Below are 22,539 nucleotides of genomic sequence, written 5' to 3'. Positions count from 1 at the left end.
GCTCGTGCAGCACCTTGTAATGCTTCAGGCTGTGCATCAGCGCCGTCGGCGCGCTTTGCGGATCGCTTGTCAGGAACACGGCGGTGCCGGCGACCAGTTGCGGCTTCTTCTTCAACAGATTGCCGGCCAGGAAATCGAGCGGGATCTCGTTGCGGCGGGTCTTGTCGAAAAGGTAGCGGCTGCCGCGTATCCACGTCGTCATGATCAGCCCCATGATGCATGCCACGGTGATCGAAACCCATCCGCCTTCGACGAGTTTGACGACGTTGGCCAGGAAGAAGCCGCTGTCGATGATGCCGAACACAATCGTCAACGCCAAAGCTGGCGCCAGCTTCCACTTCCACAGCTTGCGCATCACCACGAACAGCAGGATCGTCGTCATCAGCATCTCACCGGTTACCGAGATGCCGTAAGCGGAAGCCAGCGAACTCGAGCTGCCGAAACCGACGACCAGCAGCATCACCCCCATCGCGATCAGCAGGTTGACGCGCGGCATGTAGATCTGGCCGAGCTGCATTTCGGATGTATGCTGAACCTCGATACGCGGCAGAAGGTTGAGCTGCACGGCTTGGCGGGTCAGCGAAAAAGCGCCTGAAATGACCGCCTGGCTGGCAATGACGGTCGCGGCGGTCGCCAGGCCGACCATCGGCATCAGCGCCCAGTCCGGCAGCATCTGGAAGAACGGATTGGTCGGCCTGCCGCCATTGGAGAGCACAAAGGCGCCTTGGCCGAAGTAATTGAGCAGCAGGCACGGGAAGACCACGGAAAACCAGGCCAGCACGATAGGTTTGCGCCCGAAATGGCCGAGATCGACATAAAGCGCCTCGGCGCCGGTCACCGCCAGGAAGACGGCGCCGACGGTCACAAACGCCGCGGTGGGTGTGCCGGCGAGATAGGCGATCGCATAATATGGGTTGATCGCCAGCAGCACCGACGGATCGTCCATCAGGTGATAGAGCCCGGCGACGCCGATCGCCAGGAACCACAGTGCCGTCACCGGCCCAAACACGGCGGCCACTTTTCCGGTGCCGAAACGTTGCACCGAAAACAGCACTGCCAGGATGACCAGCGTGATCGGAACGACATAGGCGTCGAGCGTCGGCGTCACCACTTCGAGGCCTTCGACCGCTGAAAGCACCGAGATCGCCGGCGTTATGATCGCATCGCCGAAAAACAGCGCCGCCCCGCAAAGCCCGATTGCGAGGATGAGGCCGGCGCCTTTCGGGTAGGCGCTGCGGGCAAGCGACATCAGCGACAGCGTGCCGCCCTCGCCTTTGTTGTCGGCCCGCAGCACGAAGGCGACATATTTGATCGTGACGATGATCGTCAGCGCCCAGACGATCAGCGAAAGCACGCCAAGCACGTCGCTGCGCGTATCGGTGCCGGGCGATGCGTGGAGCGCCTCGCGAAAAGCGTAGATCGGACTGGTGCCGATATCGCCATAGACGACACCGAGCGCTCCCAGCATCAGCACCTTGGTGCTGTGCTGCTCGATCTCAGAATGTTCGACGGCATCTGCCTCGCTACCAGCATTGGCAAGGGCCATCAACGACACTCCAATAAGCGTGAGCCTGCTTGCGATGCAGCACCGTCACGTGACAGCTGGGGCGCTAGCGGCGCAAACTGCTGTCATTACCACCCACAGGCCCTAAGGAACCGGCCCACCGTGCCGGCCATGCCATACTCCAACGCATCGGCTGTCAACCCATGGCCGATAGACACTTCGGCCAATGCCGGAATGCGCCTTACCAGGGCCGGCAGATTGTTCACCACCAGATCGTGCCCGGCATTGACCTGGAGCCCGGCGGCGAGCGCGGCATCGGCGGTCTTTCCCAATCTTTCCAGTTCCTTCGCAGCCTTGGCTGAATCGCTGTGATAGCCGCCATAGGGTCCGGTATAGAGCTCGATACGGTCGGCTCCGGTGTCGCGCGCGGCATTGACGCCAGCGGGATCCGGGTCGGAAAACAGCGACACGCGAAAGCCCCCCTTTTTCAGGCGCTTGACGATCGGGTTGAGGAACGCGGCCTCGGCGGCAAAGTTCCAGCCATGGTCTGAGGTCGCCTGGGCCGGATCGTCGGGCACCAGCGTGACCTGTTCCGGTTGGTGCTTTTCTACAAGCGCCAGGAAATCTTCCGTTGGGTAGCCCTCGATGTTGAACTCCGCCTTGGGGAACTCGTCGTCGATCAGCGCCCTGATTTCCGGCAGGTCGGAATGCCTTGTATGGCGCTCATCGGGCCGTGGATGCACCGTCAGCCCGTGCGCGCCGGCGGCAAGGGCAAGACGGCCGAGCCCGGTGACGCTCGGCCATGGCAGGTCGCGGCGGTTGCGCAGCATGGCGATGGCGTTGAGGTTGACGGAAAGCTTGGCGGGCATGGCTTTGGGTCCGGTCAGGAGGCGTTTTGGCTGCGCATCTATACTGCCTTTAATGGGAACAGACAGGGGGTTTCGGGTGTTCCAGTCAGGCATTCAATCGCAAGAGGGAAACTGGCCGATGAATTTTCTCCAATCCGTGCCGGCAATCCGCCGTATCGAAACCGACCGTGAAGAGCTTTTCGCCGTCGAGGTCGTTGGCCATGTCTCAGCGGCAGACGGTGAAAATCTGTTCGGATTGCTGGAGGCTGCCTACGCGCTTCACCCAAGGATCGACGTGCTGATGCGGCTGGTCGATCATGAAGGCGTCGACTGGGCCGATGTGGCCGACGAGACGCTGAAACAGGGCACGGTACACGCCCTGGAGCATATCGCGCGCTGCGCGACGATCGGCGAGCCGAACTGGGTAGCGGATGCGCAAGGCTTCCTTCCTGCATCATCGCCCATCGAGTTCAGGCATTTCAAGGCCGAGGATGAAGCGGACGCTTGGGCGTGGCTGGACGCGACGCCACTCAGCCCTGCTACGCCGGCCGCTACCTGACGTCAGCTATCTAACGATGGTCAGCCGCTCGGCCGCCCGGGTGATGGCGGTGTAAAGCCAGCGCTGGCGGGTTTCCTTGAACGCCCAGCTCTCGTCGAACAGCACGACGTCGTTCCACTGCGAACCCTGCGCCTTGTGCACGGTCAGCGCATAGCCATAGTCGAAATCGTCAAAACGCTTCTTCTGCTGCCAGGGGATATCGGCGTCGGGATCCTCGAACGCCGCCTTCAGCAGCTTGATCTTGGCGACGCCGCGGTCGGGATCGTCTTCTTCGGGCGAGACCAGTAGGTTGATGCCGGGCTTCACCGTCTCGCGCGACGAAGTCATCACCTTCCACAGCGAGCCGTTGAGCAGCCCCTTGGCGGGATCGTTGCGCAGGCAGACCAGCTTGTCGCCGGCCTGCGGGTAGTCGGCATTGAAGCCTTTGAGCTCGCGCAGGCGCTGATTGTAGCGGCGTCGCGTGCGGTTGGTGCCGACCAGCACCTGGTCGGCCTTGAGCACGAGATCCTGGTTGACGCCTTCCCTGCCGATCACTTGCGCCGTGCCGTAGTCGCCCTGCATGAACTCGCGGCCCTCGCGCACGTCGAGCGCCAGCCGGATGATCGGATTGTCGCGCGCCTGGCGGTGGATTTCAGTCAACAGCACGTCCGGTTCATCCTCGGTGAAATAGCCGCCTCCCGAAATCGGCGGCAGCTGCGCCGGATCGCCGAGCACCAGGATCGGCGTGCCGAAACTCTGGAGATCGCGGCCGAGCTGCTCGTCGACCATCGAGCATTCGTCGATGACGACGAGTTTCGCGCGCGAGATCGGGCTTTGCCGGTTGAGGGAAAAGGTCGGCGACATCGACGTCTTGCCGGTCACCTCGTCGGCAACCGATTCCTCGCCTTTCGGCCGGTAGATCAGCGAATGGATGGTGCGGGCGTTGGTCGCGCCCTTGGAGCGCAGCACCTGCGCCGCCTTGCCGGTGAAGGCAGCGAACTGCACCTGCCCATCGACATGCTCGGCGAAATAGCGCGCCAGCGTCGTCTTGCCGGTGCCGGCATAGCCGAACAGCCGGAATATCTGCGGCCGGCCCTCCTTGAGCCAGCGCGCAACCGCCTTCAACGCCTCATCCTGTTGGGGAGAAAATTCCATCGGTTCGACAGACCGGATTCGCGAGAGAAAGACAAGATTGGCCGCCATGTCGACCGTTGTCGGCGGCAATCGCTCGCGCCTCCGACAAAGTCAGGCTATCAGCCGCAAACTGGAACGTAAAGAGAACAAGTCGCAGTGCTTCGGTTGGCTCCAACGAACGACAAGTCAGCCGTAGGCAGCCACTGCCGGCGGCGGCGGGTCGTGGTCAGGCATAGGAACGGGCGCGTAGTGGTCGAACTGCATCGTGTAGGCCGCACGGTCCTGGCTCATCGAGCGCAGGTTGTCGACGTACTTGAACATGGTGACCAGCGGCACCATCGCGTTGATGACGATGGCCTCACTTCGGCTTTTCCGACTCTTGATGAGACCGCGGCGGCCGTGCAGGTCGCCGATTATGCGGATGACATCGATTTCCGGCGCCACCACCTCGACGTTCATGATCGGTTCGAGCAATTGTACGCCAAGCTTGGGTGCGGCTTCGCGAAAACAGCCGCGGCCGGCGATCTCGAAAGCAGACGCCGAGGAGTCGGTGCCATGATAGGCGCCGTCCATCAGTGTCGCCTTGATGCCGACCATTGGAAAGCCCGCGAAGGGACCGGAGGACAGGATGCTGCGCAATCCGGCCTGGACCCCCACGACATAGTCCTCGGGAACCGCACCCCCGGCGATCTTCGAGAGAAACACGAACTCCGCATTGCGCCCGTTCGGCTCGAACAGAATCTTGACTCGGGCGAACTGTCCGTGGCCGCCAAACTGTCTCTTATGCGTATAGTCTTGTTCGCGGGCGTGGGTAATCGTTTCGCGATAGGCCACTTGCGGAGCCCAGACCTTGAACGCGATTTCGAACTCTTTGAGCAGCCGATAGATGATGATGTCAAGGTCAAGCTCGGTCATCGCGGCGATGATCGTCTGGCCAGCTTCCTCGTCCCATTTTACCTCAAAGTCAGGTGGCCCCTCCGCCAGCGTCGACAAGGCGGCGCGCAACTTCTCCTCATCGGCTCTCGACTTCACCTCGATCGCGATTTGCAGCAAAGGCCATGGTGCGGAAGGCTTTTCCATCATGACGATATAGTTGCGGGTCGCTTCAATATTTGCAACTGTGGCCCGAGGCTAAATCCAGACGAAGATAACGGAAGACTAAACCTTGGTCTGACGGACCGTAGCCAGCTATCAAGCCCCGGGGTCGTTCTCAAGCAAGATCGGCATGCCGTGCGGCGTGGCATGCGCGGCGCGCTCCCAGGCGGCGGCGAGTGTGTCGACATCGCTTTTTCCCGCGACGCCCTTGGCGGCCAGCAGTTTCTCCAGCGCCGCCAGCCAATGCTCGTAATAGTCGTGACCGTCGCTTGCGGCCCCAGGCTGCTTCACCTCGGCCGACAGTGCATCGGCCCATTCGCTCCAGGAAAACAGGCCTTTGTCGTGCAACGCCACCGTCATGGCGAAGGCTTCGGCCTGCCAAGGCTCTGAAAACACCGGCTCGTCGAAACCTCTAGGCAATGCGCCCTCATGCCGGCTCAAGATAGCTCTCCCAGGCATCGATCGAAATGCTGAGCGTCGGGTCGGCGCCCTCGCCCCAGATTTCCGGGCCATCGAAGACCACGGTGTAAACCCATTGCGGGTTTTCGCCCTTGCCGTGCGCGTTGCTGTCGGGGAAGACGAAACCGTCGCGCACAGCCTCGACCACGCCTTGCTTGTCGCGCGCATAGCGCGGCAGCCTTGTATGGCCGGTGGGATTGAAATTCTTCGTCCGCACGGGCTGCCCCGCCTTGAACCGTGCCGGCGTCGGAACCGGCCGGTCGCAGGGGCCACCCCTGGCCAGCACCGCCGGCACGTTTTCAGCCTTGAGCACCCGCTTCGGCGTCGCGGCCGCGTCAACGGCCTTGCCGGCCTCAAGATCGCGCTCGCTGACGAAGCCATGGCGCTTGAGCAGCACCTCCAGCGCCTTGATCCAGATCTGGTAGTAGCTCGATGAATAATACACGGCCGGAGGCAGCGATTCCCTCGCATGCCGGCTCTCGTCGATGTTCCAGGCGCCCATGGCACCGGCCGTCAGCGTCACGCCGAGCGCCCGCTTTTCCCAGTCGGCATGGAAGTAAGGCTCGTCCTTTTCGGGCGCGACCGGCCCAAAACCCATCTGCCCGCCGAGATCCTGCGGCCCGTTCATGCAGCCTCTCTTTTCCCGGGTTCTTTGGCCAAGGCCGTGCCGATCATGGCATCGCGGCTGACCAGTTCGGTGAGCTGCTCCTCGCTCCAGCCTTCGGTATTTTCGGGCCGCATCGGCACCACGAGATAGCGCAGCTCAGCGGTCGAATCCCAGACGCGGATCTTTTTCTCCGCCGGCAAGGTCAGCCCGAATTCCTCGAGTACGCCGCGCGGATCGATCACGGCGCGCGAGCGGTAGGGCGGCGCCTTGTACCAGACCGGCGGCAGGCCGAGCACCGACCACGGATAGCAGGAGCAGAGCGTGCAGACGACGAGGTTGTGCGTCTCGTCGGTATTGAACACCGCCTGCATGTGCTCGCCCTGGCGGCCGGTATAGCTCAGCGAGGCGATCGCTTCCGTCGCATCGCGCTTCAGCCAGTCGACATAGGCGGGATCGCTCCAGGCTTTTGCGACCACCCTAGCGCCGTTGCGCGGGCCGATCTTTGTCTCATAGGTATCGACGATGACGTCGATCGCCGCCGGATCGATCAGGCCTTTTTCGGTGAGGATGGTTTCCAGCGCGCGCACCCGCGCCGCAAACGGATCAAGCTCGTTGTCGTGGTCATGATCATGGGACATGACCTCAAATTACGATCACCGATCTCCGGCCGCAAGCATGACAGCTTGGGCCAGATTACTCGGCGGCGGCCTTCTGCGGTTCCATGAGCCGGTCCTCGAGGCCGAACAGCGAAGCCTGCTCGCCGCTTTCCACGGCATGCAGCGCCGGCCGCTTCCTCGAGGTGAAGAAGCCGACCAGCCAGCCGGAGAAGTTCTCGAAATAGACGTAGATCACCGGCGTAACGAAAAGCGTCAGCGCCTGCGAAGCCAACAGGCCGCCGACCACCGCGACGCCGAGAGGTTGGCGCAGTTCAGCACTGGCGCCGGTGCCGAGCGCGATCGGGAACGTGCCCATCAGCGCCGCCAGCGTCGTCATCATGATCGGCCGGAAACGCATCAGGCAGGCCTTGTGGATGGACTCCTTGGCCGACATGCCTTCTCGTCGCAGTTCCAGCGCGACATCGACCATCATGATGCCGTTCTTCTTGACGATGCCGATCAGCATCAGGATGCCGATCACCGCGATGACAGACAGGTCCATGCCGGCAAAGCGTAGCGCCACCACTGCACCGAGCACCGCCGATGGCAGGCCGGTCAGAATGGTCAGCGGATGGATGAAGCTCTCATAGAGGATGCCGAGCACGATATAGATGGTCAGGATGGCGCCGCCGATCAGCAGGCCCTGATTGGCCAGCGAATCCTGGAAGGTTTTCGCCGTGCCGGCGAAGCTGGTCGAAATCGCCGGCGGCATGCCGATCTGCTCCTTCAGCGCGGCGATGCGGGCCGTGCTGTCGCCCAACGCCACACCTTGCGGCAGATTGTAGGAGATGGTCACGGCCGGGAGCTGGCCGAGCTGGTTGACCGTCAAGGCGCCGGCCGTGCGGTCGACGCGGGCAAAGGCGCCAAGCGGCACCAGGCTGCCGCTTGCCGTCCTCACCTGTATGGCCAGCATGCGCTCGGGCGACCACTCGATGTTGGGATCGAGCTCCATGATGACTTCATAGCTGTCGGCCGAGCCGAAGATGGTCGAGACCTGCGCGGTGCCGAAACCGCCATAGAGGCTGGTACGCAGCGTATCGGTGTCGATGCCGAGCGACGCCGCCTTGTCGCGGTCGACCACCAGTGTCGCCTGCAGCGAGTTGTTCTGCAAATCGTCTGTAACGTCGGTGAAATGCTGATGATCCGCCGCCATCGCGTCATTGAGCTTTTGTGCCCATGTGTCGGTCAGGCCGGTATCGAGCCCCTGCACGACGAGCTGGTAGGCGCTGGCCGACGAGCGCGCGCCGAGCCTCAGGTTCTGCACCGGCTGCATATAGGCATCGATCCCGGGCACGGTGGCCAGTTGCCGCCTGAGATCGGCGAGCACCTTGTCGATGTCGGGGCGCTGGCTCTTGTCCTTCAGCTGGACATAAAGCTGGCCCTGGTTCAGCGCATTGCCGCCGCCGCCGGCCGACCAGGCGACATGCGAAACGTAGGGCGACTTGGAGAAGACGCTGGCCGCCTGACCCTGCAGCTTGACCATGGCGTCGAAGGATATGTCCTGCCGCGCGATCGTGGTCACCGAAATCTGGCCGATATCCTCCTGCGGGAAGAAGCCCTTGGGCGAGACTTCGATCAGCCAGACCGACGCCGCCGCCGTGCCGACGAAGACAAGGAACACCAGGAAAGTGTGGCGCAGGCAGAAGCTGAGCAGCCGGTCGTAGCCGCGTGTGACCATGTCCGGTCTGTGGCCGGGGGCATGTTTTTCGCGGTCAGCCTTGGTTACCGACAACAGGCGCGAGCACAGCATCGGCGTAAGCGTCAGCGAAACGAACATCGACGCCAGGATGGCGACGGTCACCACGACGGCGAATTCGTTGAATATGCGGCCGATGACACCGCCCATCAGAAGCACGGGGATGAACACCGCCACCAGCGAGATCGAAATCGAGATGATGGTGAAGCCGATTTCGCGCGCGCCTTTCAGCGACGCGTCGAAGGCCGACAGCCCGTCCTCCTCCATGTGCCGAAAGATGTTTTCCAGCATGACGATGGCATCGTCGACGACGAGGCCGACGGCCAGCGTCAGGCCCATCAGCGAGATGTTGTCGACGGAAAAGCCGAACAGGAACATCGCGCCCAGCGTCGCAATCAGCGAGATCGGCACCGCCACGGCCGGGATGATGGTCGCGGTGACCCGGCGCAGGAAGACGAAAATCACCATCACCACCAAGGCGATGGTGAGGAGCAGCGTGAACTGCACGTCGTCGACGGCCTGGCGGATCGAGGTCGAACGGTCGTTGAGCAATTTGATGTCGGCAGCCGCCGGCATCTGATCCCTAAAGGACGGGAGCATCGCCTTGACCTTGTCGACGACGTCGACCGTGTTGGCGTCGGGCTGGCGCTGCACGGCCAGGATGATCGCGCGGGTGCCGTCATACCAGCTCGCCGTCGTCGTGGTCTCGACGGAATCGATGACACGGGTCACCTCGCCCAGCCGCACCGGATGGCCGTTCTTGGTGGCGATGATGAGATTGGAGAAGCCGGCCGCGTCGGTAAGCTGCGTGTTGGCGGTGATGGTCAGCTGCTGCTTGTCGTTCTGCAGCACGCCAAGTGGCGTGTTGCTGTTGGCCGACGCGATCGCCGTCTGCAGCTGATCAATCGAAATGCCGCGCGCGGCAAGCGCGGTCGGGTCGATCTGGACGCGCACCGCGTATTTCTGCTGGCCGAAGATCGACACCTGCGCCACGCCGTCGATGGTCGACAGCGACGGCGAGATGACGTTTTCGGCGAAGGCGTCGAGATCGGTCAGCGGAACCGTGTCGCTGACCAGCGACATCAGAAGGATCGGCGCGTCGGCCGGATTGACCTTGCGATAGCTCGGCGGCGCCGTCATCTCCGGCGGCAATTGCCGCTGCGTGCGCGCGATCGCCGCCTGCACGTCGGCGGCGGCCGCGTCGATATCCCGGTTGAGTACGAACTGGATGGCGATCGAGGTGCGCCCCAGCGAATTGCTGGTCGAGATGGAATCGATACCGGCAATGGTGGCGAACTGCTTGATCAGCGGCGTTGCCACCGATGTCGCCATGGTTTCGGGCGAGGCCCCGGCCAAGGTGGCCGAGACGTTGACCACCGGAAACTCGGCGCTTGGCAGTGCCGCCACCGGCAGGAATTTGTAGGCAAACAGCCCGCCCAGAACGAGGGCGAACGACATCAGCAACGTGGCGACGGGCCTGCGTATGCAGAATTCGGAGATCATTGGGCGGCAGCCTTCTCGGCTTGCGCGACCTTCGGCGCTGCCTGATCGCCGGCCATCGCCTTGCCTTCATGCACGGTGGCGCCGTCCTTCAGCCTGGTCTGACCCTCGACCACCACCTTCTCGCCCGCCTTGACGCCCTGGCTGATGGCGCTGTTCTCGCCTTCGGTCAGCGCCACCTGCACCGGCCGCATCTCGACCGTGTTGTCCGGCTTGACCACATAGACGAACGGCCCCTTCTGGCTAGGCTGCACGGCTACGGTGGGAACTGAGGTCATTTGCGGCATGATGCCTGCATCGAGCACGACATTCACATATTGCCCGGGCCACAGCGACAGATCGGCATTGGGAATGCTTGCCCGCGTGGCGATGGTGCCGGAAGCGGTGTCGACGCTGGAATCGACAAAGTCGAGCGTGCCCTTGCCGATCGGCGTCGGATCGCCATCCTTGGTCAATGTCACCGCATTTTGCTGCGGGTTGGCCAACGCCTTGTGCAGCAGCGCCAGATTGCTTTCCGGCAGGTTGAAGTTGACCTGCAGCGGATCGATCTGGGTGATCGTCACCAGCGGTGTCGCCGTGCTCGAATTGCCGTTGCTGACGGTGACAAGGTCGCCGACCGAAACGTTGACCGCGCCCAGCCGCCCGGCAATCGGCGCCTTGATGGAGGCGAAGCCGAGCTGGACAGTGTCGGCATCGATCGTCGCGCTGTCGGCATCGACGGTCGCTGAAGCCGCCTTCTGCGCTGCCACGGCCTGGTCATAGGTCTGCTGCGTGCCGGCCTGCTTGGCGACGAGATCCTTGGCGCGCTGGAGGTCTGACACCGAGCTCGTCAGCATTGCCTGGTCCTTGGCAAGTGTCGCCTGATCCTTCGCAAGCTGCGCCTTCAAGGCACGGTCGTCGAGCGAGAACAGAAGGTCGCCCGCCTTCACCATCTGCCCGTCCTTGACGTCGATCGACACGATCTGGCTCGACACGCGGGCATTGATGTTGACCACGGCCGGCGACGAGACGAAGCCGATGGCGTAGCGGCGGATCGGGAAATCGGCGGTTGTCGCGGTCGCCGAAACGATCGAGGCCGAACGCGCGGCATTTGCGCCGGCGCCGGATTTGCCAGAATTCTTGTCTGATCCAGCCGGCTTGTCCGCCGCTGCCGTCTGCCTGGCGCCGGGCAGCATCTGCTGCAGGCCGCTCATCGCACCAGGCGAAAAATAGACCCAAGCCACAGCGACACAGGCCGCTGCCACCACCACCGCCAGAACGACTTTTCCGCGCATCGACTGCAAGCCCTATGATCTGACACGCCGAACCCGGTGGTCTCATTCTACAGCAAATCACGGCGCCTGCCGCGATTTTGCGGAAATAGATAGGACACGCCTTGGGCGGAAAAGGGCCAAAACGCGGCATTACGAAGATTTAATGTGCACTGCACAATGAATGTGCAGCTGGCTCAGGAAAGCTGACACGGCTCCGCAGGCGCTGGGAAGGCAGCCGGATATGCTCAAGATTTCAGGCTGGGCGGATCTATTTCAGCATCGGCCACAGCGTCGCCGCGAGCAGCACGCCCATGCCGATGTTGAACCATTTCAGCCGCACCGGATCGGACAGGAAGCCGCGCAGCGCAGTGCCAAAACCTGCCCACACCGACACGCTCGGCAGGTTGACGATGGCGAAAGCCAGCGCGATCAGCCCGACGGAGAGGAACGGCCGGTCGGGGTTGGTGTAGACGGCCATGGCGGTGATCGCCATCACCCATGCCTTGGGATTGACCCATTGGAAGGCAGCCGCATCGATGAAGCGCATCGGCCTGCCTTCCACTTCGCCTTTGTCGCCGATCGACCGCGACATGGCGATCTTCCAGGCGAGATAGAGCAGGTAGGCCGCACCCGCTATTTTGAGCGCTGTATGAAGCGCCGGAACAGCCGTCAGCGCCGCGCCGAGCCCGAAGCCGACCGCCAGCAGCAGCACGAAAAAGCCGATGCTGATGCCCAGCATATGTGGAATTGTCCTGACGATGCCGAAATTCACGCCCGAGGCCAACAGCATGAGGTTGTTCGGCCCCGGCGTGATCGAAGTCACGAAGGCGTAGACCAAAAGGGCAAGAAAAGCGTCCAGTGACATGATATCCTCCCAGACATGTCAGCAATACTGTCCTAGCCGCAGGTGCGCAAAAGCCAGCTCCCACCGACTGCCGGGCCAGACTAATGAATGACGTCGGCGTCGCGAGCGACGCGCCTACATCCCTTGCGGGCCGCGGTTCATCGCTGCCACGCCGGTGCGGCAGATTTCGACCAGGCCGAGCGGCTTCATGATGGCGATGAACTGGTCGAGCTTGGAACCCTTGCCGGTGATCTCGAAGATGAAGTGCTCGGTGTTGGCGTCGATCACCGAAGCGCGAAAAGCGTCCGCCAGCCGCAGCGCTTCGACGCGGGCATCGCCGGTGCCGGCGACCTTGACCAGCGCAAGTTCGCGCTCCAGCGGCCGCTCCTGCCCGAGTTCGTGCGAACGCACGGTAAGATCGACCACGCGATGCACCGGCACGATGCGCTCGAGCTGGTGCTTGATCTGCTCCATCACATGCGGCGTGCCGCGCGTCACGATGGTGATGCGCGACAGATGCTTTTCATGCTCGGTTTCCGAGACGGTCAGGCTCTCGATGTTGTAGCCGCGGCCGGAAAACAGGCCGATGACCCGGGCAAGCACGCCCGGCTCGTTGTCGACCAGCACCGATAGCGTGTGCGTTTCCGGCTTTTCCGTTTCCTTGGCGATGAAATAGGCCGAGCCGGTCGGTTGAAGCTGTGCGTTCATGACATGAATCTCAATTTCAAGCTCTTGATCTAACTCTTTGGCGACGCACGGCTTCTTGCGACAGCCCTGCCCCGATCTGTCCTAGACCAGTTCCCTGCCCTTGGCGTCGATGGCGTTGGCCACGGCTTCGTCGGTCGCCTCGTCCGGCAGGAGCATCTCGTTGTGCGCCTTGCCCGACGGGATCATCGGGAAACAGTTGGCGAGCGTCGCCACGCGGCAGTCGAACAGCACCGGCTTGTTCACCTCGATCATCTCCTTGATCGCGTCATCCAGCTCGTCCGGCTTCTCGCAGCGAATGCCATGGCCGCCATAGGCATCGGCCAGCTTGACGAAGTCGGGCATCGCCTCGGTGTAGGAATGCGACAGCCGGTTGCCGTGCAGCAGCTGCTGCCACTGCCGCACCATGCCCATGTACTGGTTGTTGAGGATGAAGATCTTGATCGGCGCATTGTGCTGCACCGCAGCGCTCATCTCCTGCATCGTCATCTGCACCGAAGCGTCGCCGGCAATGTCGATGACCAGTGCATCCGGGTGAGCGATCTGCACGCCAAGTGCCGCCGGCAGGCCGTACCCCATCGTGCCCAGCCCGCCCGATGTCATCCAGCGGTTCGGCTTCTCGAAATGATAGTGCTGCGCCGCCCACATCTGGTGCTGGCCAACCTCGGTGGTGATGTAGGTGTCCCTGTCCTTGGTCAGTTCGTAGAGCCGCTGGATGGCGTATTGCGGCATGATCACGTCGTTGTTCATCTTGAAGGCGAGTGAATCGCGCGCACGCCATTTGGCGATCTGCTCCCACCAGGGATAGAGCGCCTTCTTGTCGGCCTTGGCGCTCGCGCGCCACAACCGCACCATGTCCTCGAGCACGCGGCCGACATCGCCGATGATCGGCACGTCGGTGTGGACGTTCTTGTTGATCGACGACGGGTCGATATCGATGTGGATCTTCTTCGAGTTCGGCGAGAACGCGGTCAGCCGGCCGGTGATACGGTCGTCGAAACGCGCGCCGATGCAGATCATCACGTCGCAATCGTGCATGGCCATATTGGCTTCATAGGTGCCGTGCATGCCGAGCATACCCATCCAGTTCTTGCCTGATGCCGGATAGGCGCCGAGCCCCATCAGCGTCGATGTGATGGGGAACCCTGTGAGGTCGACCAGTTCGCGCAGCAGATGGCTCGCTTCCGGGCCGGAGTTGATGACGCCGCCGCCCGAATAGATGATCGGCTTCTTGGCGCTGGCCATCAGTTCGACCGCTGCCTTGACCTTGTCCAGATCGCCCTGGACCTTCGGCTGGTAGCTGGTGCGCGGCGCCGTCTGCGGCGGCACGTAAATGCCCTTGGCGAACTGCACGTCCTTCGGAATGTCGACCACAACCGGACCGGGACGGCCGGTCGTCGCGACATGGAAGGCCTCGTGGATGGTGGCGGCGAGTTCGTTGACGTCCTTCACCAGCCAGTTGTGCTTGGTGCAGGGCCGCGTGATGCCGACGGTGTCGCATTCCTGGAAAGCGTCGGAACCGATCAGCGAGGTCGGCACCTGGCCGGTCAGGCAGACGATCGGGATGGAATCCATCAGCGCGTCCTGCAGCGGCGTCACCGCGTTGGTAGCGCCGGGGCCTGAGGTCACCAGCATGACGCCGGCCGTGCCGGTCGAGCGCGCATAGCCTTCGGCTGCATGACCGGCACCCTGCTCGTGGCGGACCAGGATGTGCTCGACCTCGTCCTGCTGGAAGATTTCGTCATAGATCGGAAGGACGGCGCCGCCGGGATAGCCGAAGACATGCTTGACGCCGTTGTCCTTGAGCGCCTGCACCACCATTTCGGCACCCGTCATCTCGCGCCGCTCGCTTTGTCCGTTGCTCATCGGTCCTGTCCCGTACTGTCCGCCATCCTGGCGATTGCTGGTCGTTTAATCGTGTTTCGGGCAATAAAAAAGGCCCCCGAGGGAGCCTGTGTGTTGCGCATGGGGGGATTTCGCCCGGCGGTTACACCGCCTTGCCCACGCGCTTTCCTACGAGAATGAGTGCCTTTTTCATGGTGGCGGACACTACGGGTGTGAAAGGCAGGGTGTCAACGGGAAAAACGCGCGACGCGAAGAACAAAGCAAGTGGCCCGCCGCCTCTGGTCGGCGGGCCACCGCGGCGGATGCGATACTCCTCACTCGCACCGCGCCGAGAATGAGCCACAAGGGCCGCGGCCCGCGTCACGTCAGGATCAGCACGATCTTGTACGTATCCGGGTCGACTATGACGATGCGCCCGTCGGCCAGCACGAAGTATTCATAAGCCTCGTAGGCCGGGACGATCTTGACAATGCGCGCCGGCAGACGGTGCAGGCGCACTTTGTGCCGCGGCACCTCGATGCCGATCGAAATGTCGAAATCGACGCTCTTCACCGGTTCAACTCTGGTCTCGTGGATAATCTGCGTGACTTGAGTCTTCTGCTCGACGGTCACGTTGTTGATCGAGGCCGTCTTGCCCTGGTCGGTCTGAACATTTGTGTTACCCTGTGCGTTCTGCTCAGTGCTGGCTCCGGCCTTACCCTGCGCCTGTTCATCCGTCTTGACCTTGGCCTTGCCCTGAGCCTGCTGCTCGGTGCTGGTTCCGGCCTTGCCCTGGGCCTGTTCATCTGTCTTGAGCTTGGGCTTGCCCTGAGCCTGCTGGTCGGTCGTAGCGCCGGCCTGGCCCTGAGCATTCTGCTCGGTCTGTGACTTCATCTTGCCTTGCGCCTGCTCGCCGGCCTTGCCGCCCTTCTGGCAATCGGCTGTGCCCGCAGCGCAATTGTCGCCGCCGCTCGGCTGCACGGCCTCGGTCTGAGCGATCGCGGCGCCACACCCGACGCCAAGCGCAATCATGCTGGTGATCAACACATGTCTCATTTGCTTTCTCCCTTAAGAGTGGGTCCCTCAGTCTAGCCAACTCTGCCAAAAAAACTTTGTTCCAAATTTTCCGCAGAAAACACGGCTTAAGAAGATCGGCGCATGTCGAAAGTACGAGCCAGACCTCAGCCACACGTTGCAGCAACATGTCAATACAACGAAAGATTTTTTCCATACCTAAACTTGTACATCGGATGATCATGACATCCTGTTCACAAGCTTGGAATTACTCCTGTCGTCAAGACCAGGATGGCCACCCCGAAAACAGGCAAGAGCACCATCGTGCCTGATGGAGGCTGTTGTCCACGAACGCCTCACTAAGTGCCGGTAACGATGCCGATGGCCCCGTGTTCCATCCTGAGTGGTCTTTTGGACCTGCATAGGCTGCCATCAGACTTTGGTCCCCTGGCCTCTGCCGTCCATCAGCCCAACAACGGTGGGACCGAAGCCCCAGAGGGGAACGCAGCCGCAAGAGTTCGTTTGGCTTGTGGTGTCTGCATCGGCACACCGTTGGCGATAGCCAATGGAGTGCGAGTGCTTCGCTCACGCAGGCGCTTGCGGCAAGTCTCCGGCCGGCATGCGGTGACCGTATCCTCGCCATCGAAGCGGAAGCACATGGCCGTTGCCTCTCGAGTGTGGATTTCACGTGCGATTGGCGAAGTCTCGAACAACGCGCTGGAGCAGCGGCACGTAATCGCGAAACGTCCGCGTCTTCATGTCGGCGATCTTGCCGGCTTCATCCCAGATGCGCACGCGAACCGCTTCCTCGTGGAAGGGGTTCTTGCGGAACTCGGCCACCTCCTCGGCGTTCATCGGCCCGCCCTGCAGCGACAGCGTGTGGACCGAGGCCTGCGAGAGCTTGCCGAAATAGGTCGGGTCGGTCGCGCAGAGATAGCGCTTGGCGGCGACATGCAGCCGCACGCATTCGACGATGACCGGCGGGAAGAACGGCGCCAGCACCTCGCCGCCGGCCTCGTCATGATGCTTGTCCTCGACATCGTCGGGCGAATACGTACCGAACTCGCTGGTGTAGTGGCCGATGTCGTGCAGCAGCGCCGCCGCCACCAGCACGTCGGGCGCGCCGTCCTGTTCGGCAAACCAGGCGCCCTGCAGCATATGCTGCGACATGGTGACGGGTTCGCCGAGATAGGATTCGGCACCCCGCCGCTCGAAAATGTCGGCGATGAACTCGACGATGGTGTCCGCGTTCAAATCCTGGCCACTCATTCCGCAGCCTCCTTGAAGCCGTGTTCGATCGCCGCCAGCGTCGACAGCAGGCCATCCTTGTCGGCGTAGCATCCTTGCAGCCAGCGCTTGCCGGTGCCCGAAAACGCCTTGCGGGCATGCATGACCCGGGTGTTGTCGACGATGAAGGCCTGCCCTGCCTCCAGCTTGAAGGTCACTTCGAAGGACGGATCCTCGATCAGTTCGGCGAACCGGCGATAGGCGGCGTAATAGGCTTCCATGTCGGCGAACGGCACATCGACGGTCGGTGCCAGCGAGCGGTTGTTGAAGCGGATGCAGATGAGTTCGCCATCGGGCCCAAGCTCGATCATCGGCCGCTTGGCCTGCAGCCGCACACCGGAAGAGCCAGCATATTCGAAACGCGCGGGATAAGTGCTCAAGAGACGGAAGCCCTCGGGATTCTCAGCCTGCAAGACGGCTGCCACCGCAAAGCCGTCGACGACGCTGGATTCGCCACCCTCCACCGTGTTTTCGATGCAGGACAGGATCTGCAGCGTCGGCACCGGATCGCGATAGGGATTGTCGGTGTGCGCCTGCAGGCCGAGATTGGTGTAGGCGAGATTGTTGGGGTTGACCTCGGCGCGCACCTCGAACCAGCGGCCGTAATTGGTCTCCCTGATATAGCCGAACAGATCGGAGACCTTGCACAGCGCCCCGGATTCGGCCGGCAGATCGTCCATCACCGCGAAGCCATAGGTCTTCACCGCCGACAGCCATTGCCGCAGGACGGCGCGATCGCGGCTGGCGGCGATGTAGCCGGCGCGCGGCACCGAATTCTGCATCGAGGCCTTGGTCCAGCGCACCGTGGCCTCGCCGGTCCAGCCGGGCTGGCGAGCGGCATCGCGATCATAGGCATTGGCGCTCAGCCACGCCGCGGGAAAGCTGACGGTTTTCTGTTCAGGCACGAAGGTGATTTCGAGGGCATCGCCCCTGATCGCGGCAGCGCCGATCCGCGTTTGCACTGGAATATCGAGAATGGTGATCAGCCGCTGGCCGTTGCCGGCGCTGCGCGTCTTGTCGTCCAGTGCATTGTCACGCAGCCACATGGCGTGGAAGCGGGTGCGCGTCCCGTCCTTCCAGCCAAGCTCGATTGTTCTGCCTTCGTCGCCGATCAGCGCGTGGGTGAGCATGAAGATCCGTTCCTATCCGCTGTACCCCAGTTCCGTGGGGCTTCGGTTGCATGTTGGCGGGATAAGAGGCATAACTCAAATTATCGTTTTTCGGCCTATGGGCATAAATTTCTAATGCCTCAAACAACCCTGCCCTTGCCCCCGCTCGACTGGCTGCGCAGCTTCGAGGCCGCCGCGCGGCTGTCGAATTTCACCGCCGCGGCGGCCGAACTCGGATTGACCCAGGCGGCCGTCAGCCAGCACATACGCTCGCTCGAAGAGCGGCTGAAGCAGAAGCTGTTCATCCGCCTGGCGCGCGGCGTCGAATTGACGCCGGAGGGTGCTGCCTATCTGCCGCATTTGCAATCGGCCTTTGCGACGATCGCCAACAGCACGCGGGAACTGTTCGAGCCCAGGACCGTCCAGAGTGTGACGATCCGCTCGCCGATCTCGTTTGCCGTATTGATGATCGCGCCGAAGCTGCCGCAAATGGCCAGCGACCTGCCCTTCGTCCAGCTGCAGATCGAGACCATCCATACCCCGGCCGATTATGGCGAGCGCTCCGCTGGGCTCGACATCCGCTTCGGCAGCGGCTCCGGTTCCTTCACTGGGCGGCAGGCCGACCGCCTCACCCGCGAAACCTTGACGCCGATGGCGGCTCCCGAGCTTGCCAAAGTCTCGGATTGGACCGGATTGCCAAGGCTTACGGTCGTCGGCGCGAGGGAAATGTGGGGCGAATGGTTCGCCGTCGCACGGATGAAACCGACGATCGGGCCGGTGCACAAATTCGACAGTTTCGTCACCGCGCTGGAGGCGGCAAAGCACGGCGCCGGAATGGTGCTCGGCTCGCGCCCGCTGGCCGATGCGGCGCTGCGCGACGGATCGCTCGTCACCCTTTCCGGCTTCGCGCTGTCGAGCGGCGCCGGCCACTACCTGACGGCCCCTTCCGGCGCCCATCTCAGCCGGGCCGAGGAAGCCGTCCGCCACTGGTTCGCAACCGTGTTCGGCCAGCGCACGGCTGAGCGCCCGTAGCATTTGAGCAGGGCGCGGTCCGCACGGCGATTTCCCGATAAGCCGCTGAAAACGCGCCAAACTATTGGACGACGTGACGCGGTGCATGATTTGCCGCGATACTGCGCAAGGCCGGACGTCAAGCTTCGGCAGGGTTCCGCTCGCTACAGGCGGCCAGGAAAAATCGCGGAGGAAATTCAATGCTCGACAAGGCCCCGAACAAGAAGCTTTCCGACCTGCTCGACAAATTTGGCGCAGCCCTGACCGCAGGCGATATCGACAAGGCCGTCGCCTGCTTCCAGGAGGACTGTTTTTGGCGCGACCTCGTCAGCTTCACCTGGAACGTCAAGACGATGGAAGGGCGCGACCAGGTTCGCGATATGCTGGTGAGCCAGCTGGCCAAGACCAAACCGTCGAACTGGGCGATCGCCAAGGGCGAGGACGCCACGGAAAACGACGGCGTGCTCGACGGCTGGATCAGCTTCGAGACGGCGGTGGCCCGCGGTTTCGGTCACATCAGGCTGAAGGACGGCAAGATCTGGACGCTGCTCACCACCATGGTCGAGTTGAAGGGCCATGAGGAGCCGGCCGGCTTCGACCGCCCGCTCGGCGCCAAGCACGGCCACGGCAAAAATCGCCCGACCTGGAAGGAAGAGCGCGAGCAGGAAGCCGCCGAGCTCGGCTTCAAGACGCAGCCCTATACGCTCATCATCGGCGGCGGCCAGGGCGGCATCGCGCTCGGCGCGCGGCTGCGGCAACTCGGCGTACCGACCATCATCGTCGAGAAGAATGAGCGCGCCGGCGACAGCTGGCGCAAACGCTACAAGTCGCTCTGCCTGCACGACCCGGTCTGGTACGACCATCTGCCCTATATCGACTTCCCCAGGAACTGGCCGGTCTTCGCGCCCAAGGACAAGATCGGCGATTGGCTGGAAATGTACGCCAAGGTGATGGAGCTGAATTACTGGTCCTCGACCGAGGCCAAAAGCGCCGTCTATGACGACAAGAACAAGGAATGGACCGTTGTCGTGCGCCGCGATGGCAAGGACATCACGCTGAAACCGAAGCAGCTGGTGCTGGCCACGGGCCAGTCCGGCAAAGCCAACCTGCCAAATTTCAAGGGCATGGAAAGCTTCAAGGGCGACCAGCATCACTCCTCGAAACATCCCGGCCCCGACGCCTATGTCGGCAAGAAGGCTGTTATCATCGGCTCGAACAACTCAGCCCACGACATCGCCGCCGCCCTTTGGGAAGCGGGCGCCGACGTCACCATGGTGCAGCGCTCGACTACGCATATCGTCAAGTCGGACACGCTGATGGAGATCGGGCTGGGCTCCCTCTATTCGGAAAAGGCGGTCGAGAACGGCATGACCACCGCCAAGGCCGACCTCGTCTTCGCCTCCCTGCCCTACAAGATCCTGCACGAATTCCAGATCCCGGCCTATGCCGAGATGAAGAAGCGCGACGCCAATTTCTACAAGGGTCTGGAGAAGGCCGGCTTCATGCTGGACTGGGGCGATGATGGCTCCGGCCTGTTCATGAAGTATCTGAGGCGCGGCTCAGGCTACTATATCGATGTCGGCGCCTCCGACCTGATCATCGACGGCTCGATCAAATTGAAGAGCGGCGTCGAGGTGAAGGAGATCAAGGCGCATTCCGTTCTGCTCTCCGACGGATCCGAACTTCCGGCCGATCTCATCGTCTATGCCACCGGCTACGGCTCGATGAACGGCTGGGCGGCCGATTTGATCTCAAGAGAGGTCGCGGACAAGGTCGGCAAGTGCTGGGGCCTCGGCTCGAACACCACCAAGGATCCCGGGCCATGGGAAGGCGAGCTGCGCAATATGTGGAAGCCGACGCAGCAGGAGGCGCTGTGGTTCCATGGCGGCAATTTGCACCAGTCGCGCCATTATTCGCAGTTCCTCTCGCTGCAGCTGAAGGCGCGCATGGAGGGCATCGCAGCGCCGGTCTATGGGCTGCAGCAGGTTCATCACAAGGGTTAGGCGGGACCACTGGCGGACTGGCCGATGCGCTTCCAGTAGATGAGCGTGCCGGTCAGCCCACCATGCGGCTTCAAGGCAAAGTCCAGTATTTCGCCGGTGAGCGTGAAGCCGAGCTTTTCGTAGAGGCCGGAAGCGCCCTCCTCCGCCGCGGTATCCAGCACCAGCAGCGTGCGGTCTTTCTCGATGGCGAGGGCTTCCGCAGCGCGCATCAGCCGGCTCGCTATCCCCTTGCCACGTTGCTCGAGCCGGGTCATCAGCTTGGCGATCTCGGCCCGGTGCGGCTGGTTATCAGGGAAATCGAGCAGCAACGTCACGGTGCCTACGAGAACATCGCCGTGCCACGCGCCCAGCACCGCTCTTTCGCCTCTCTCCGCAGCCATCAGCGACTTGTCCCAGAAGGCTGCCGCCGCTTGCCTGGACAACGGATGCATGAAGCTGACGGATCCGCCGGCCGCGACCGTCTCGATCAATATGTCAGCCAACGCGCCAGCGTTGCGGCGTCACGGGTCAGAATTTTGATTTCAATGGAACTCATGCGTGCTTGTCTCTCGTGGCGTCAATCCAGACGAACTACGCGACGCCGCTTTCTCGCGGCCTTGATCGCGGCGATGCGATCGCTGTCTTTCGGCTGCAGATGGAGCCCACGCTCGAGGATTTCGAGCGTGTATTCCTCATAGGTCAGGCCGAGCTGCTCGGCCTTGTCCATGCGCATCAGCATCACGTCGCGGCTCGGCGCCTTCCAAGCCTTGGCGTGCGCTGCCTGCCAGGCCAGGAAGATGTAGGGGTCGCCCTTGCCCCATGGCGGCCCTTTGTAATCATCGAGCGGCGGTCCGCCATTGTCGGAGCGCTTGGGACGTCTTGCCACGGCTTCAGCCCCTGACCAGCGCAACCAGATAGTCGGCGGGCTGCGACCCCACGGCGTGGAACGTGCAGTCCGACGGCGCGCCGAGCGCCAGGCAGTCGCCGGGCTCGAGACTGTGCACGACATCGCCCTCGATAAACTCAAGCCGCCCGGAGATCAGCCACATCTGCTGCTTGATGAAGGCATATGAGGCCGCCGGGAAGCTCACCCTGGCGCCGGCCGGCAGTTGCACCCGGATCAGTTCGAGCGGCATGTCGGAGGCCGGCGACAGATGCCGCCGGACATAGCCCGTGCCGGGGTCGCGCCATACGGGCTGCTCGATTTCGCGCAGCAGGCCACCGCCTTGCTGCTCGGCGCGGGCAATCAGCGTCGACAATGTCATGCCGAAGGCGGCGGCGATGCGTACCAGAAGAGCCGCCGTCGGGCTGGTCATGCCCCGCTCGATGGTGCTGAGCATGGCTTTGGAGACGCCTGAGCGATCGGCGAGATCGGCCAGCGACCAGTCCCGCAAGGTTCTTTCGGAGTGGATTCGTCGGCCGATGGTGGCGGAAATATCATTCGCTATATCAGTCATTCGTCCGATATATCGA

19 protein-coding genes and 2 pseudogenes are annotated in these 22,539 nt (G+C 62.6%); 3 read left to right on the top strand and 18 right to left on the bottom strand.

Annotated elements, in window-relative coordinates; all coding sequences use genetic code 11:
- Together ACWTU9_RS17280 and ACWTU9_RS17275 are read right to left on the bottom strand one after the other, a co-directional pair.
- A partial coding sequence (locus tag ACWTU9_RS17280; protein ID WP_455859323.1) for a potassium transporter Kup occupies positions 1–1,546 on the bottom strand: 1,546 nt, incomplete at its 3' end.
- Positions 1,547–1,632: 86 nt separating this feature from the next.
- Complete coding sequence (locus ACWTU9_RS17275) at positions 1,633–2,373, bottom strand: pyridoxine 5'-phosphate synthase (RefSeq protein ID WP_455859322.1); 741 nt, start codon at positions 2,371–2,373, stop codon at positions 1,633–1,635.
- Between the two features lie 118 nt (positions 2,374–2,491).
- Between ACWTU9_RS17275 and ACWTU9_RS17270 the strand changes: the two genes are divergently transcribed.
- On the top strand, positions 2,492–2,911 hold the full coding sequence (locus ACWTU9_RS17270) for an STAS/SEC14 domain-containing protein (RefSeq protein ID WP_454578055.1): 420 nt from the start codon (positions 2,492–2,494) through the stop codon (positions 2,909–2,911).
- A gap of 6 nt (positions 2,912–2,917) precedes the next feature.
- Here the strand turns inward: ACWTU9_RS17270 and ACWTU9_RS17265 are convergent, their stop codons facing one another.
- The 13 genes and pseudogenes from ACWTU9_RS17265 to tmpA form a co-directional block, all read right to left on the bottom strand.
- On the bottom strand, positions 2,918–4,045 hold the full coding sequence (locus ACWTU9_RS17265) for an ATP-dependent DNA helicase (protein ID WP_455859321.1): 1,128 nt from the start codon (positions 4,043–4,045) through the stop codon (positions 2,918–2,920).
- A gap of 165 nt (positions 4,046–4,210) precedes the next feature.
- Positions 4,211–5,110, bottom strand: a pseudogene (fusA, locus tag ACWTU9_RS17260) (elongation factor G); the annotation flags it as partial.
- 105 nt (positions 5,111–5,215) lie between these two features.
- Positions 5,216–5,560, bottom strand: coding sequence for a nitrile hydratase accessory protein (locus tag ACWTU9_RS17255; protein ID WP_455859320.1), 345 nt, complete (start codon positions 5,558–5,560; stop codon positions 5,216–5,218).
- Positions 5,547–6,206 carry a nitrile hydratase subunit beta gene (gene nthB / locus ACWTU9_RS17250; RefSeq protein WP_455859319.1) on the bottom strand — a complete coding sequence of 220 codons (660 nt, stop codon included), beginning with the start codon at positions 6,204–6,206 and terminating at the stop codon, positions 5,547–5,549. Before nthB ends, ACWTU9_RS17255 begins: the two co-directional genes overlap by 14 nt.
- Positions 6,203–6,823 carry a nitrile hydratase subunit alpha gene (gene nthA / locus ACWTU9_RS17245; protein ID WP_455859318.1) on the bottom strand — a complete coding sequence of 207 codons (621 nt, stop codon included), beginning with the start codon at positions 6,821–6,823 and terminating at the stop codon, positions 6,203–6,205. The genes nthB and nthA overlap by 4 nt, the downstream gene beginning before the upstream one ends.
- A 55-nt stretch (positions 6,824–6,878) precedes the next feature.
- Positions 6,879–10,040, bottom strand: a complete 3,162-nt coding sequence (locus tag ACWTU9_RS17240; RefSeq protein ID WP_455859317.1) for an efflux RND transporter permease subunit — start codon at positions 10,038–10,040, stop codon at positions 6,879–6,881.
- Positions 10,037–11,311, bottom strand: a complete 1,275-nt coding sequence (locus ACWTU9_RS17235; protein WP_455859316.1) for an efflux RND transporter periplasmic adaptor subunit — start codon at positions 11,309–11,311, stop codon at positions 10,037–10,039. The genes ACWTU9_RS17240 and ACWTU9_RS17235 overlap by 4 nt, the downstream gene beginning before the upstream one ends.
- 247 nt (positions 11,312–11,558) lie before the next feature.
- A complete protein-coding gene (locus tag ACWTU9_RS17230; protein WP_455859315.1) occupies positions 11,559–12,155 on the bottom strand; it encodes a LysE family translocator in 597 nt (198 codons plus the stop codon).
- 114 nt (positions 12,156–12,269) lie between these two features.
- Complete coding sequence (gene ilvN / locus ACWTU9_RS17225) at positions 12,270–12,842, bottom strand: acetolactate synthase small subunit (protein WP_042644054.1); 573 nt, start codon at positions 12,840–12,842, stop codon at positions 12,270–12,272.
- An 81-nt stretch (positions 12,843–12,923) separates the two neighbouring features.
- Positions 12,924–14,705 carry an acetolactate synthase 3 large subunit gene (locus ACWTU9_RS17220; RefSeq protein WP_455859314.1) on the bottom strand — a complete coding sequence of 594 codons (1,782 nt, stop codon included), beginning with the start codon at positions 14,703–14,705 and terminating at the stop codon, positions 12,924–12,926.
- 339 nt (positions 14,706–15,044) lie between these two features.
- The gene (locus ACWTU9_RS17215) at positions 15,045–15,719 is read right to left on the bottom strand and encodes a DUF1236 domain-containing protein (protein WP_455859313.1); all 675 of its coding nucleotides are present in this window, start codon (positions 15,717–15,719) and stop codon (positions 15,045–15,047) included.
- Between the two features lie 642 nt (positions 15,720–16,361).
- On the bottom strand, positions 16,362–16,946 hold the full coding sequence (gene tmpB / locus ACWTU9_RS17210; protein WP_455859312.1) for a (R)-1-hydroxy-2-trimethylaminoethylphosphonate oxygenase: 585 nt from the start codon (positions 16,944–16,946) through the stop codon (positions 16,362–16,364).
- On the bottom strand, positions 16,943–18,094 hold the full coding sequence (tmpA, locus tag ACWTU9_RS17205; RefSeq protein ID WP_455859311.1) for a 2-trimethylaminoethylphosphonate dioxygenase: 1,152 nt from the start codon (positions 18,092–18,094) through the stop codon (positions 16,943–16,945). The genes tmpB and tmpA overlap by 4 nt, the downstream gene beginning before the upstream one ends.
- A 114-nt stretch (positions 18,095–18,208) precedes the next feature.
- Here tmpA and ACWTU9_RS17200 point away from each other — a divergent pair, with 114 nt between their 5' ends.
- Both ACWTU9_RS17200 and ACWTU9_RS17195 read left to right on the top strand, forming a co-directional pair.
- Entirely contained in the window at positions 18,209–19,105 is an 897-nt protein-coding gene (locus ACWTU9_RS17200; RefSeq protein ID WP_455859310.1) for a LysR family transcriptional regulator, read from the top strand.
- A gap of 179 nt (positions 19,106–19,284) precedes the next feature.
- A complete protein-coding gene (locus tag ACWTU9_RS17195; RefSeq protein ID WP_455859309.1) occupies positions 19,285–21,087 on the top strand; it encodes an NAD(P)-binding domain-containing protein in 1,803 nt (600 codons plus the stop codon).
- Here ACWTU9_RS17195 and ACWTU9_RS17190 read toward each other — a convergent pair.
- The 3 genes and pseudogenes from ACWTU9_RS17190 to ACWTU9_RS17180 all read right to left on the bottom strand — a co-directional run bounded on the left by ACWTU9_RS17190 (position 21,084) and on the right by ACWTU9_RS17180 (position 22,523).
- Positions 21,084–21,622, bottom strand: a pseudogene (locus ACWTU9_RS17190) (GNAT family N-acetyltransferase). The gene ACWTU9_RS17195 and the pseudogene ACWTU9_RS17190 sit on opposite strands and share 4 nt — an antisense overlap.
- 21 nt (positions 21,623–21,643) lie before the next feature.
- Positions 21,644–21,952 carry a hypothetical protein gene (locus ACWTU9_RS17185; protein ID WP_455859308.1) on the bottom strand — a complete coding sequence of 103 codons (309 nt, stop codon included), beginning with the start codon at positions 21,950–21,952 and terminating at the stop codon, positions 21,644–21,646.
- A gap of 4 nt (positions 21,953–21,956) precedes the next feature.
- Positions 21,957–22,523 (bottom strand): helix-turn-helix domain-containing protein, encoded by a 567-nt coding sequence (locus tag ACWTU9_RS17180; RefSeq protein ID WP_455859307.1) that lies wholly within the window; start codon positions 22,521–22,523, stop codon positions 21,957–21,959.
- Positions 22,524–22,539: the final 16 nt, after the last annotated feature.

The sequence above is a fragment of the Mesorhizobium sp. 128a genome (assembly GCF_053848025.1).
This window is presented reverse-complemented; position numbering and strand designations above follow the sequence as displayed.